The following is a 13,920-nucleotide window of genomic DNA, read 5'->3' as shown; positions in this document are numbered from 1 at the left end:
TTGAAACAGAAAGCCTGTTAAAACGCCCAAAAATAGAAAAGATATGAAAGAAGGTTTAGCTGGAAAAATTGCAAAAGTCTTTATAAGCTCTAAATTAACAGTGTTGCTAATGATCGTTTTTATGGTGATTGGTGTGTACAGTTCGTTTTTAATACCAAGAGAAGAAGAGCCGCAAATAGATGTGCCAATGGCAGATATTTTTGTGGGTTATCCTGGAGCGAGTCCTACAGAAATTGAAAATAGAGTTGTAAAACCTTTAGAGAAATTAATTTCGAATATTAAAGGTGTAGAGTATGTGTATTCTACTTCTATGAACGAAAAAGCAATGGTTATTGTTCAGTTTTATGTGGGCGAAGATATTGAGCGTTCGTTTGTAAAATTATACAACGAAATTAACAAACATATGGATCAAATGCCACAAGGTGTTACACTTCCGTTAGTTAAAACACGTGCAATTGATGATGTACCAATGTTAGGTTTAACATTGTGGAGTGAAAACTACAATGATTATCAATTAAGCCAAATGGCGCAAGAATTAGAAACCGAAATTAAAAAGGTAAACGACGTTTCTATTACCCATAAAATTGGAGGAAGAAATCGTCAGTTAAGAGTGGTTTTAGACAAAGACAAATTAGCTGCTAGTGGATTGGATTTCTTATCTGTTTCTGATATGATAAAAGCCAATAATACCCAATTAACATCTGGTAGTTTTGATAAAAATGATACTGAGTTTTTGGTTAACACAGGTAAGTTTTTAGCTTCTGTAACAGATGTAGAAAATTTGGTAGTTGGTGTGCAACAAAATCAGCCTATTTATTTAAAACAGATTGCAACAATTGTTGATGGACCAGAAGTTCCACAAAATTATGTGTCTTTAGGATTTGGAAAAGCAAGTGAAAAATCTGCTGATTATAAATCAGAATATCCAGCAGTTACTATTTCTGTAGCAAAAAGAAAAGGAGCAGATGCCATGAAAATTGCAGAAGTTATTTTAGATAAAGTAGATCATTTAAAAACAACTTTAATTCCTGATGATGTACATGTAGAAGTAACTAGAAATTATGGTGAAACTGCATCTCATAAAGTGTCAGAATTATTATTACACCTTATTGGTTCTATTTTTGCAGTTACACTTGTGGTAATGTTAGCAATGGGTTGGAGAGGAGGATTGGTTGTGTTTTTATCTGTACCAATTACGTTTGCTTTAACTTTATTAAGTTACTACATGTTAGATTATACCTTAAATAGAATTACACTTTTTGCGTTGGTTTTTGTAACAGGTATTGTGGTTGATGATTCCATTATTATTGCAGAAAATATGCATAGGCATTTTAAAATGAAACGTTTGCCTTTTAAACAAGCTGCATTGTATGCAATTAATGAAGTTGGTAACCCAACAATTTTAGCAACATTTACAGTAATTGCGTCAGTTTTACCAATGGCTTTTGTATCTGGTTTAATGGGGCCTTATATGGCACCAATGCCAATTGGAGCATCAATTGCAATGATTTTATCTTTGTTTGTAGCCTTAACAATTACACCTTATTTAGGTTATATTTTCTTAAGAGAAAAAGATAAAAAAGGAGCTGAGGAGAAAAAAGAAAAGCCTTTAGAAGAAACTTTAATTTATAGAATTTATAATAAATTAGAAAGACCATTATTAGAAAACGGAACAAAAAGATGGTTATTTTTAGGAGGAACATTTTTATTATTAATGGCAACTATGGCATTATTTGTCACCAATTCTGTTGCTGTAAAAATGTTGCCATTTGATAATAAAAATGAGTTTCAGGTGGTAATTGATATGCCAGAAGGAACCACATTAGAAAGAACAGGAGTTGTTACTCAAGAAATTGCTCAGTATTTATCTACAAGACCAGAAGTGGTAAATTATCAAAATTATGTAGGTACTTCTGCTCCTATAACTTTTAATGGATTAGTGCGTCATTACGATTTACGTGGAGGTTCTAATATGGCAGATATTCAAGTGAATTTGGTTGATAAAGGAGAACGTTCTATTCAGAGTCATGGAATTGCAAAATTACTAAGACCAGAAATTCAAAAAATAGCTAAAAAGTACAATGCAAATGTTAAGTTAGTAGAGGTTCCACCTGGACCACCAGTATTATCTACGATTGTTGCTGAGGTTTATGGTCCTGATTATGAAAAGCAAATTGAAATTGCCAATAATGTTCAAGATATTCTTAAAAATACAGATGATGTTGTAGATATAGATTGGATGGTAGAAGATGATCAAAAAGAATATCAATTTGAAATAAACAAAGAAAAAGCAATGTTATATGGTGTTGCTCCACAACAAATTGCTTATACAATGAATATGGCTTTGTCTAACAGAGCAATTACAACTTTATATGATGAAGCAGCTGTAAATCAGGTTGGTTTGGTGTTGAGTTTAGATGAAAAAGAAAAATCTACTATTTCTGATATTTCTCAATTAAAAGTAAAATCTAAAAAGGGAACAATGATTCCGATTGCAGATTTAGTAGAAATTAAAGAATCAATTGCAGCTAAAAGTATCTTTAGAAAAAACCAAAAACGTGTGGTTTATGTAATGGCAGATATGGCTGGAAAATTAGAAAGTCCTGCTTATGCAATTTTAGGAATGGAAGAAAAATTGAACAAAATTGAACTTCCAGAAGGTTATAAAATTAACGAAATGTATTTAGGTCAGCCAGATTTTGAAGACGATTATACTGTAAAATGGGATGGAGAATGGCAAATTACTCTAGAGGTTTTTAGAGATTTAGGAATCGCGTTTTTAGGAGCCATTATCTTAATTTATATTTTAATTGTAGGTTGGTTTCAAAACTTTAAAGCACCAGTGGTAATGATGGTTGCTATACCATTATCGTTAATAGGAATTATTTTAGGACACTGGATGATGGGGGCTTTCTTCACAGCAACATCCTTTATTGGAATGATTGCATTAGCAGGAATTATGGTAAGAAATTCGGTTTTATTAATTGATTTTATCAACTTAAGAACCTCTGAAGGAGTGCCATTAAAACAAGCAGCAATAGAAGCAGGTGCTGTTAGAACAACTCCAATTTTATTAACAGCAGGTACTGTTGTAATTGGTGCCTTTGTAATTTTATTTGATCCTATTTTTCAAGGATTGGCAATCTCATTAATGGGCGGAACTATTGTGTCAACAGTATTTACATTGTTAGTTGTGCCTTTGGTGTATTATATGATTGAAAAGAAAAATTATAAATAGTTTTTGGTTACACTTAAAATAATTCAAAAAATTAAACAATGAAATTAGTTTTAGTTACTGTAGTAGAAGAGTATGAAAAAGAGGTTTTAGAAATATTTAAAAAAGCAAATATTGAAAACTTTAGTAGTTCAGATATTGATGGATATAAGAATGTTCCTTCAGTTTTAATGGCTTCTAATTGGTTTTCTGCAGGAAAAAGTGGAAACGAATCTACGATGTTTTTTTCATTTACTAATAAAGAAAAGATTGATGGTTTGTTTGTTTTGATTGAAGAATTCAATAATAATTTAGAAACTAACAATCCGTTAAAAGCAATTGTAGTTCCAATAGAAAGATATATATAAACTTAAAAAATAAATAAAGATGTTAAATACATATTTTAGAGTAATTGTAGGAGTAATGGTTCTGTTAAGCGTTGTTTTAACGTATTATGTAAACATAAATTGGTTATGGTTTGGTGTGTTTATTGGTTTAAATATGTTACAATCTGCCTTTACAAAATGGTGTTTGTTAGAAGTTATTTTGATAAAATTAGGAGTTAAAAAATAATAATTGTTCTTAAAAAAAGAGGATGTCTTTTTAAAAAAAGCAACCTCTTTTGATATTTTAAAATATCACCTTTTTTATTTTTATTTATTCTAAATAAACAATTATATTTGCAAAATATTTTTTATAAATGATTGTTTTTTATACAAATACAAAACCCACTATTTCTCTATCAGACGTTTCTGTTTGTGATAGTGTTTGTAATTCAAATTGTATAAAACCTAAAAGTAAATGTTGTAATAAATACAAGAAAAAAGGCATCAACTGTAAGCGATGCCCAAATATTTTGCTTCAAAAAGCTTCTTAATGTTTTTTAGTCTAATGAAAAAACTGATATAAATGAAAATTTATATCAGCTTTCATCATATTTAAACTTACTATTCTACTAAATTATGTTATTCAATAATTTTCTAATTTATTTGAGATTACACTTTTTTAAATAATGGATCTGCACCAATTGTACCAATTAAGCTTTTTAAATAAGTTTCAGAAGCAACTTCTTTGTAATGTGTTTTAACTTCGTCTAAACGCTTATTAATATCCATTTCATTAACCAATTCTATATTGTTTGGTTTGCTAATAAAGTCTTCTAAATAGTTAATTTGAGCATCATAGAAAGCCAAATCTTTCTGTTGTTTAAGTTTTAAACGCTCTTGATACCAATCGCTATTTAATACATAGTCTCTATTAAAATACTTTCTTAACTCAGGTTCACTAATTTCTTTACCTTCAAACTCTCCGTAAGCCATGATATGTAGTAATATTTTTAATGGAGGTATGGCACCTTCTACACTACCATCTTCAAAATAATTTAAGGCTACTTTTTGTTGTGCTTCTACAATATTATTAATACCATCTACATAGTCTTCTAAACCTTGTAATTCAGGTTTTAACATTCGCTCGCTAAATACTGCAGTTGGTTCGTCAAAAATTCTATTTAAGCAGTATAAATCGAATTTTTTTGTTATTCTGTACCCTAATCTACTTGCTAAAACTTTTTGCCCTTCATACTCAAAATCTTCTAATTTTTCAAGAGAACCATTGGCAATTAAGTTTTTAGGGTCTCTATCTTCTGGAGTCATTCTTGCCCATATTTCAGGAATCAATAAACTTACATCATGGTCAATTTTATTTTCAGCACCAACATAGCCTGCTGCAGTGCTAAAACCGTTAGATTCTGTTAAAATATGTGACAATAAAGCGTTATTTAAATCTGATGTTGGCGTTAACATATTAAATGGTGCTTTTGTTAAAGCTCCTTCAGTACCTGCCCCAGTTGTTGATGGTGATTTACCAGTTAAACTGCATACAAAGTCCATAAATAATTCTGGAGCTTCTTGATAATGGATAGGATTATAAACCGCTAAAGGTCTAATTCCGTTTGCTTTATCTACAGGATTATTTCTTCTTCCTGGTAAAACCGCATTCACTACATGAATTACAGGGTTTTCTGGTTGAATCTTTCTACGTAATCGAACTCCAATATCAGAGATGTAAGAAGCTTCTATTTCTCTGTGGAACCTGTTTGGTTCTAAATAACGCGGGTTTTTGGTAGGTAAACCATCTTCAATAATTCTTGGATGGGATGGTAAAACAAACTGAATATTGTCATCATCACTATTAATTATTTCTAAAATAAAATCTTTAACAGGTTCTGTGTATTTATCAAAATTGATGGTATCTTCATAAATGTCAATTGCATCTTGTTTGGTTAACATTTCATAGTTGGTTAAGAATCTTCCATCAGAAATAATATCTAATTCTGCCCCTTTATCATACCCTCTTACAATAGCTTCATCCGGTCTTTGAAATAAATGCGCTTCACAGTTTGTCAATACTTTTACACTTGGATTGTTAAATTCAGGATTTAAATTTTTAAATTGATTTCTTGGTAAAGTAATAGACGCGGTAATATCATCTTCTGTCTGGATTTTTTCACTTGCAGAAAAATCGGAACGTAATTTGTTCAACATCCAATTTCCTTTTTGGTTGAACCCAATACGAACATAACTTCCCACTACTGGGTTGTTATTATATCTTAAAGAAGTACCCTCAACTCCATTTATAATTTCTACAGACATCATATCTTTCCAATTCAAATTTGCTCCATGAGCTTGTCTAAACATACGTTTTACAAGTAGTACCAAAGAACGAACGTGAACAGGAATATTACTGACAAATTCATTAAATTCATCTGAATTTTCTTCTGATGGGGTTAATAATTTAACAACAGAACCTAAAGTTCTTTTTTCACTTAAAAATGATCTAGATTCAGGTCTGTCAATTGTTTTATCTTTCCATCTAGTAGAGTAATTAAACTCTATAATTTCATCAGCTTTCTTAAAATCTTCTTCTAAATTATGAATGTTAAAATTGCTGTATGTAATTGCATTTTGCATCGATTTAGAAATCTCAGATTTACCACCACCAGAAACGGTACATGGTTTATGACAGAAAACTCCTTCCGGAAATGTTTCTACAATTCGCCATAATTTATTTTGAGGATGTTTTTCTAATCTTAATTTGTTTCCTGATGGATGGATATAAGTTTTAAAAGGAGATAAGATTAATTTTTGTTCTTTCCCATTAAAATCCCAAGAAATACAGTTTTTATTGATATCAAAATATGCAGTTTCTGGAATATAGACCACATTAGGATATTTTTTATCTACTGCATAATTTTCTGGTTTTACATCAATTTTATCAGCTAGTAAAGATTTTACTTCTTCAAAAGTGTGATCTAAACCATAGTATCTAAAGTAATCTTTACCATTAACAGTATCACCCATTACACGTCTTGCATAAGCAATAGCTCCACCAGCATGTTCCTCTTCCACTAAACCAAATAGATTAGCAGAGTAACTGATTTGTGTTTTGATTTCTTTTTTAGAGTATCCGTAGTAATTGTCTGCGATTAAAGTTATTACAACCCCACGCTCATCCCTACATGTAATTTTAAATGCGCCACCATCATTGTATAATTCGTTTTCATTTTTCCAACACATTCCGTCTTTACGTTGACGTTCTGTAGCATCATCAAAATGTGGTAAACCAACCTCTTTTTTCTTTAATTCTTTTAGATGAGGAGCTAAAATAATACATCCTGTATGACCTGTCCAATGATCTGTATCAAGAGCTGCATCATTTTGAGCAATTGTAGGATCGCCAGCATTACCAAAAATATTTTCTACAAAATCTAAATTACTAACTAAATTTCCTGGAGCAAAGAAGCGAACTTCTAGAGATTTTTTTGGTATAATTCCTTTTACTTCCGGACAAACTGTTGGTCTTAATAACATAGAAACCATTACTTTGGCTTTGTCTGTTTGACTATCTGTAAAAGGGAGGACTTTTAAATCGTCAGGAGCATTAAAAGCAGCATGAATAAAATGTGCTAATACAATTTTAGGAACTTCTTTTTTATCTAATGGTACTGGTAAACTACCCTCTACAATATGAAAAGTACCTTTAGTAGTTCTCTTATCATGTAAAGGATTGTTTAGGATACCTTGTTTTAATCGTTTTGAGTTTACCAAATCGCTTTTGAAAGAATTTCCATCTGGCGGTAAACTTGTTTCTCGAGCTTGCCCTTTTTTTGATAATATTAATGTGTTATTAGGAATTCTATAGGATTTATTAAAATCGATATCTTTTAAATAATCATTAATAAAATTTTGAATTCTTTTATCGGCAGGACAATGATGGTCTGCCAATAAACGAGATTTTTCTTGAATACTTTTTATTAATCCACCAGTAAGCTCTTGAAATTTAGGATTACAAAACTGGGTTTTACTTTGTGCTTTGTCTTTAAAAGTTGGTTCACCTAATGCTGCTAGTTGCAGGTTGGTAAACTGTATTATGTCTTTTCTTGATTCTTGCATGACGCTTCGCTTAATGTTAATAGAATAATTTCTACTACAAAACTATTACACAGAGCTTGTAAAAAAGCTGTCAAATGTCATGTTATTAAAGAATCTACGAATACGATTTAGAAGATTAATTTATTGTTAATCAGTGTTTAAAGGTGTGTTTTATTTAAATGCATTTAAACCAGTAACATCAAATCCTGTAATTAATAAATGAATATCATGAGTACCTTCGTAAGTAATAACGCTTTCTAAATTCATCATATGACGCATAATTGAATATTCTCCAGATATACCCATTCCCCCTAACATTTGTCTAGCTTCTCTAGCAATGTTTATTGCCATGTTTACATTATTACGTTTCGCCATAGAAATTTGAGCAGAGGTTGCTTTTCCTTCATTTCTTAAAACACCTAATCTCCAAGCTAACAATTGTGCTTTTGTAATTTCGGTAATCATTTCTGCTAATTTTTTCTGTTGCAATTGAAACTGACCAATGGGTTTACCAAACTGTTTACGTTCTTTACAGTAACGCAAGGCGGTATCATAACAATCCATAGCCGCACCAATAGCACCCCAAGCAATTCCAAAACGTGCAGAATCTAAACACCCTAAAGGTGCTCCAAGGCCAGATTTATTAGGTAATAAGTTTTCTTTAGGCACTTTTACATTGTCAAAAATAAGTTCTCCAGTAGCAGAAGCTCGCAAAGACCATTTATTGTGTGTTTCCGGAGTAGAAAAACCTTTCATACCACGTTCTACAATTAAACCGTGAATTCTTCCTTCTTCATTTTTGGCCCAAACTACGGCAATTTGTGCGAATGGTGCATTAGAAATCCACATTTTTGCCCCATTTAAAAGATAATGGTCTCCCATATCTTTAAACTTGGTTTCCATTCCTCCAGGATTAGAACCGTGATTAGGTTCAGTTAAACCAAAGCAACCCATCCATTCTCCAGAAGCTAATTTTGGTAAATATTTTTTGCGTTGTTCTTCTGTTCCGTATTTAAAAATAGGATACATTACTAATGATGATTGAACAGAAGCAGTAGATCTTACTCCAGAATCTCCTCGTTCGATTTCTTGCATAATTAATCCGTAAGAAATTTGATCTAAACCTGCCCCTCCATATTCCTCAGGAATATAGGGCCCAAAAGCACCAATTTCTGCCAAACAATTTATAATTTGTGTTGGGAATTCTGCTTTTTGGGCATATTCTTCGATAATTGGTGAAACATCACGTTTTACCCAATCTCGAGCAGCATCTCTAACCAACTTGTGTTCTTCAGTTAATAAATCATCTAAATTATAATAATCTGGCGCTTGGAATAAATCTTGCTTCATTAAAATAGTTTTATTTTAAACAAAAATAAATATAATTGTTTGTAATTAAACAATTATAACAATTAAAAATAAGGAACTTTTTTAAAGTTATGCTTTAGAAAACGTTAAAAAGTAATAGTTTTCTGTTAAGTTTGTAATAATGAAGCATACTTTAGGAAAAGAGGAACGTTTAAAGAGTAGAAAACTCATTGAAAAATTATATCAAGAAGGGAATTCTGTAAAAGCTTTTCCGTTAAGAATGATTTTTTTGCAGACAGAACATACTTCAAAATTCCCCGCTCAAGTTGGTGTTTCTGTTCCTAAAAGAAACTTTAAACTGGCGGTTCATAGAAATCGAATTAAAAGATTAATGCGAGAGTGTTATCGTTTGCAGAAAGCAATTGTTTATCATAATCTAGATAAACCTTATGTTTTTATGATTTCGTATATTGGGAAAGAAGAGTGGAACTATGATGAGCTTTTTTTAAAAATGGAAAAACTATTGACCTTATTTATAATGGAAACAAAACATACTAAAGATGAAAATTAATATTTCTAAAAAAACGATATTGGTTCTTTTGGTCGGAACAATTTTTTTATCGTTTTCTTTCAAATCTAAATTCTTTGAAGTTGCAAAACAAATTGAGATTTATAATACATTATTCAAAGAATTGAATATGTATTATGTGGATGAAATTAATCCAGCAGAATTGACTGATAAAGCGATTAAAAACACCTTAAAAGACCTAGATCCATATACCAATTTTTATAATGAACAAGATGTAGAAGATGCACGAATTCGAAGAGAAGGTGAGTATGGAGGTATCGGTGTTTCTGTGTATTACACAAAAAAAGGAATTCAAATTAGAGAGGTTTATAAAGGTTTTTCTGCAGATAAAGCTGGTTTAAAAGCTGGTGATATGGTGATTTCTATAGATGGACAATCTATTAAAAATATGGAGAGAGAGCAGCTTTCAATGTATTTAAAAGGGACACCAAATAGTAAGTTTTCTGTTGATGTTGATAGACAGGGTAAAATCCTAAAGAAAGAAATTACTAGAGATAAAGTAGTTGTAAATCCAGTTCCTTTTGCAGAAATGATAGATGAAGAAACAGGATATATCGTTTTAACACGTTTTAATAATAAAGCGTCATCTCAAGTAAAAAAAGCTTTTAAAAAACTTAAAAAAAAAGGTATGAAAAAGTTGGTGTTTGATTTACGTTCAAACCCAGGAGGATCCTTATTAGAGTCTATTAATATTTCTAATTTTTTCTTACCAAGAGGAAAAAAAATAGTGAGTACAAAAGCGAAAGTAAAAAAATGGAGCAATACTTATAGGAGTACCAATAAGCCTTTAGATTTAGAAATTCCGATTGTGGTTTTAGTGAACGGTCGTTCTGCGTCAGCTTCAGAAATCGTAAGTGGTTCTTTGCAAGATTACGATAGAGCTGTAATTATGGGGAAACGTTCTTTTGGTAAGGGGTTGGTTCAGCGCTACCGAGAATTAACTTATGGAACTCAATTAAAAATAACCATTTCTAAATATTATACACCAAGTGGAAGATGTATTCAAGAATTGGATTATGCAAATAGAAAAAAAGATGGAACAGTCCCTAAGTTTTCTGATCAAGGAATTCATGAATTTAAAACTGCTAACGGAAGAACAGTTTACGATGGTGGAGGTGTTTTACCTGATGTAATTATCAATGAATCTAAAAGAACAAAAGCTACAAGTAAATTACTGCAGTCAAAGGCTATTTTTAATTTTGTAACACAGTATTTTTACTCGAATTCAGAATTAGGTTCTCCAGAAAATTTTAAGTTTCAAGATTCAGATTTTAAAAAGTTTACTAATTATTTAAAAACAGACACCACTTTTGTAACCCAACAAGAAAAAATGTTTAAAGAAGCTTATAAAATTTCTAAAACTGAAAAAATCTCAAAAGAGTATAAGAAAATACAAGAGAAATTATTTGATATAAAAATTGAGGAAATTTCAAAAAATAAGGATATTATATACAAGGCTATAGAAGAAGAGATTTTAAAAAGATATTTTTATAAAGAAGGGGTTTATAAACATAATATAAAGAATGATAATACGATAAAAGAAGCCTTAAAATTACTACAGAATCAGGCTAAATATAAAGATTTGCTATCTGCTAAATAGTTTTATCTTTGTAACCCAAATTTTAGAATGGCTAAACTTAAAAAAATTGATAGAACTCGAGCTCAAGAATCGAGAAATTCCATAGAAAAACTATACATTTCTATGCGACATTTATTTAGTAGAGGGTTTTATAAGCCTATGGGAGTTTCAGGAGAAACTTTAAGAAAATCTTTATTATTACTTCGACCAGAAATTTATGGTTCTATTGCAGAGGACAAAATAGAATTAAACGGTTTAATTTATGTTATAGAAAGGCTACCTAGAGGTATTGAAGAATGTCAGTTTATTAGTTTAACTACAGATGAGGGATATAAAAATTCTCATTTCGAGACTATTATTCCGCCTAAAAGAAGAAGAAATTGTTACAGAATTGACAAAGACCAAATGAATATTGAGATTACAAGAGGTCGTTCTGAAATCTATGATATTCTCACACATTTAACGTTCTTATTTATCGAATCACACAAAATTCAGAAAAGAGTAACTGTTAGTGACGGTTGCGATTTTATAAGAGAATGGAAATATTTAGAAGATATTGTTATTCATCACAAAGAAATTTCTGAAGAAGAGAGAGAAATTGCCATTGCTCATCTAAGTAATATTTTAGGAAGAACTTTTGATGAAGTTTTAAATATTCATAAGGCGTTTTCTACTAAAGATAATCAAGATCGATTTTTCCAATTAATTTATTGGTTAGGTAAATTAGCGATTAATGAAGTTTTAGAGAATAAAAAACGTAAAATAACGTTCAGCTCAGTTTTAATTGAAGAAATTGGACATCATATTTATGGTGATATTTGGGCGCATAATATTAAAAAATCTTTAAAAGAGCATAAGCTTTTAAAAAGACCAATTCATATTATTAGTGCTAATATGCATAGTGTTTTAAATTCTATTTATGCACATAATGCATTACCAAAAGAGGCAGAAACAAATAAGGGTTTTGAACTGTATCAACTATTAAGCAATTCAGACAGTAAACCATTGCAAAAAGCAGTTAAAGAGTATGCGTCAGAAAATGGTTTGATTTACATTAAAGATACTTCAGGGACAAATATTAATGTTCAAATAATTGATACAGATAAAATTAATTTCGAAAAATCTCCATTTGAGAAAATAAATTCTGTGAAAGAAAACCCAGTTATTATTGTAATGGATTACGCTTTTGGAGAGCAAGCTTATGAGACAATGGACGAGTTGCTTAAACCTTATAAGAACAGTAAGAAAAAGAATCATTTAGATGTGAAATCTATTTCTATAATGGGTAAAGCAGGTATTTTAGAAGGTGGAAAAGGAGATATAATGATTCCTTCTTCGCATATTTTTGAGGGTACTGCAGACAATTATCCTTTCAAAAATGAGTTATCTAAAGAAGATTTAGAAGGTTTTGGTGTGCAAGTTTTTGATGGATCTATGATTTCTGTTTTAGGAACATCGCTTCAAAATAAAGATTTATTGAAGTTTTTCCATGATTCTACTTGGAATGTTATTGGATTAGAAATGGAAGGAGCTCATTACCAAAAAGCCATACAATCTGCTTCTAAAATTAGAGGAAATATTTCTGAAGATGTAAAAGTAAGATATGCGTATTACGCTTCAGATAACCCTTTAGAAACTGGAGCAACATTAGCTTCAGGCGGGTTAGGGATGACAGGAGTAACGCCAACTTATGCCATTACTCAAAAAATATTAGAGCAAATTTTAACAGTTTAAAACAGATTTTATAACCAAACTATAACCAATGTCAACAAAACAAAAAAACAACGAAGAAGAAGTAGAATTAGGCTCTATATTTGTAATTATTGGTAAAGGATTTAAGAATTTTTTTAACTTTATTGGAAATGTTTTTAAAAGTGTTTTTCACTTCATAATTTCAATTTTAATTTTTTTAAGAGCAAATATTATTAAAATTGGGATTGCTGCAGTTATTGGTGCAGGAATTGGTTTATTCTTAGAAATAAGAACTAATGATACTTTTGGATCTGATTTACTAGTAAGTCCAAATTTTAAGAGCGCAAGACAGTTATATAATAACATAAATTATTATAATGATTTAGTTAAACAAAAAAGAACTTTAGAGCTTGCAACTACTTTTAAACTAGATACTTTAACAGCAAAAAGCTTAAAGAAATTTACTATCGAGCCAATAGCAACAGAAAATGATATAATTAATTCTTACAATGATTTTATTTTAGAAGTAGACACTACAACTGTGAAAAGTTATAATTACGATGATTTTAAGTCTTCATTTTCTGAATATGATTATAAAGTTCATAAAATCACTGTCATTGCAGAGAAAAATGATATTTTTAAAAGTTTAGATGAGGTTATTATATCATCAGTAGTTCAGAATTCATACTTTAACAGAATTAAGGAATTAACAAATGAAAACCTTAATAGAACAGATTCTTTATTAAGAGTAAATCTAACTCAAATAGATTCTTTAAGAAAAGTCTATATGCAAGTCATGATTGAGGAGGCAAAAAAAGAATCTAACGGAACAAGTATTGATTTAGGAGGTGAAAAAAGAACAACCAAAGAATTAGAGTTATTTAAAACAAACAAAGATATCAATGATGACATCGAAGAAATTGTAGAAGATAAATCAGAAAAATATGAAGTAATTAATATAATATCTAACTTTCAACCTATTGGTTATGAAATAAAAGGAGTTACAAAAAACTATAGTTTTTTATTAGCTTTTTTAGGGGCAGGTTTAATTATTTTATTCTTGTTGCTTAAAAAATTAAATAATTACTTGAATAATTATAAGAATTAA

The 13,920-nt window shown here is 30.2% G+C and carries 9 protein-coding genes; 7 read left to right on the top strand and 2 right to left on the bottom strand.

Features of this window, described 5'->3' with window-relative positions:
* The first annotated feature begins 43 nt into the window (after positions 1-43).
* The 3 genes from DIS07_RS04000 to DIS07_RS03990 are packed head-to-tail and all read left to right on the top strand — an operon-like array spanning position 44 to position 3,787.
* Positions 44-3,238 carry an efflux RND transporter permease subunit gene (locus DIS07_RS04000; protein WP_109403950.1) on the top strand — a complete coding sequence of 1,065 codons (3,195 nt, stop codon included), beginning with the start codon at positions 44-46 and terminating at the stop codon, positions 3,236-3,238.
* 38 nt (positions 3,239-3,276) lie between these two features.
* On the top strand, positions 3,277-3,582 hold the full coding sequence (locus DIS07_RS03995; protein WP_109403949.1) for a hypothetical protein: 306 nt from the start codon (positions 3,277-3,279) through the stop codon (positions 3,580-3,582).
* A 19-nt stretch (positions 3,583-3,601) separates the two neighbouring features.
* Entirely contained in the window at positions 3,602-3,787 is a 186-nt protein-coding gene (locus DIS07_RS03990; RefSeq protein ID WP_109403948.1) for a YgaP family membrane protein, read from the top strand.
* A 422-nt stretch (positions 3,788-4,209) separates the two neighbouring features.
* On the opposite strand, the gene DIS07_RS03985 is transcribed toward DIS07_RS03990, so the two are convergent.
* On the bottom strand, positions 4,210-7,665 hold the full coding sequence (locus tag DIS07_RS03985; RefSeq protein WP_109403947.1) for a hypothetical protein: 3,456 nt from the start codon (positions 7,663-7,665) through the stop codon (positions 4,210-4,212).
* Positions 7,666-7,815: 150 nt separating this feature from the next.
* Complete coding sequence (locus DIS07_RS03980) at positions 7,816-8,994, bottom strand: acyl-CoA dehydrogenase family protein (protein ID WP_109403946.1); 1,179 nt, start codon at positions 8,992-8,994, stop codon at positions 7,816-7,818.
* A gap of 139 nt (positions 8,995-9,133) precedes the next feature.
* Between DIS07_RS03980 and rnpA the strand changes: the two genes are divergently transcribed.
* The 4 genes from rnpA to DIS07_RS03960 are packed head-to-tail and all read left to right on the top strand — an operon-like array spanning position 9,134 to position 13,920.
* Positions 9,134-9,523, top strand: a complete 390-nt coding sequence (gene rnpA, locus DIS07_RS03975) for a ribonuclease P protein component (protein WP_109403945.1) — start codon at positions 9,134-9,136, stop codon at positions 9,521-9,523.
* Positions 9,513-11,141 (top strand): S41 family peptidase, encoded by a 1,629-nt coding sequence (locus DIS07_RS03970; protein WP_109403944.1) that lies wholly within the window; start codon positions 9,513-9,515, stop codon positions 11,139-11,141. Before rnpA ends, DIS07_RS03970 begins: the two co-directional genes overlap by 11 nt.
* A gap of 27 nt (positions 11,142-11,168) precedes the next feature.
* Positions 11,169-12,854: a DUF6909 family protein gene (locus DIS07_RS03965; protein ID WP_109403943.1), complete on the top strand. Its 1,686-nt coding sequence runs from the start codon at positions 11,169-11,171 to the stop codon at positions 12,852-12,854.
* Between the two features lie 28 nt (positions 12,855-12,882).
* Positions 12,883-13,920, top strand: a complete 1,038-nt coding sequence (locus tag DIS07_RS03960; protein WP_109403942.1) for a hypothetical protein — start codon at positions 12,883-12,885, stop codon at positions 13,918-13,920.

Source organism: Polaribacter aquimarinus, from assembly GCF_003129485.1.
In the GTDB taxonomy this organism is placed as follows: domain Bacteria; phylum Bacteroidota; class Bacteroidia; order Flavobacteriales; family Flavobacteriaceae; genus Polaribacter; species Polaribacter aquimarinus.
Note: the sequence above shows the minus strand (reverse complement) of the source record. Positions and strands in the feature narration are given on the sequence as shown.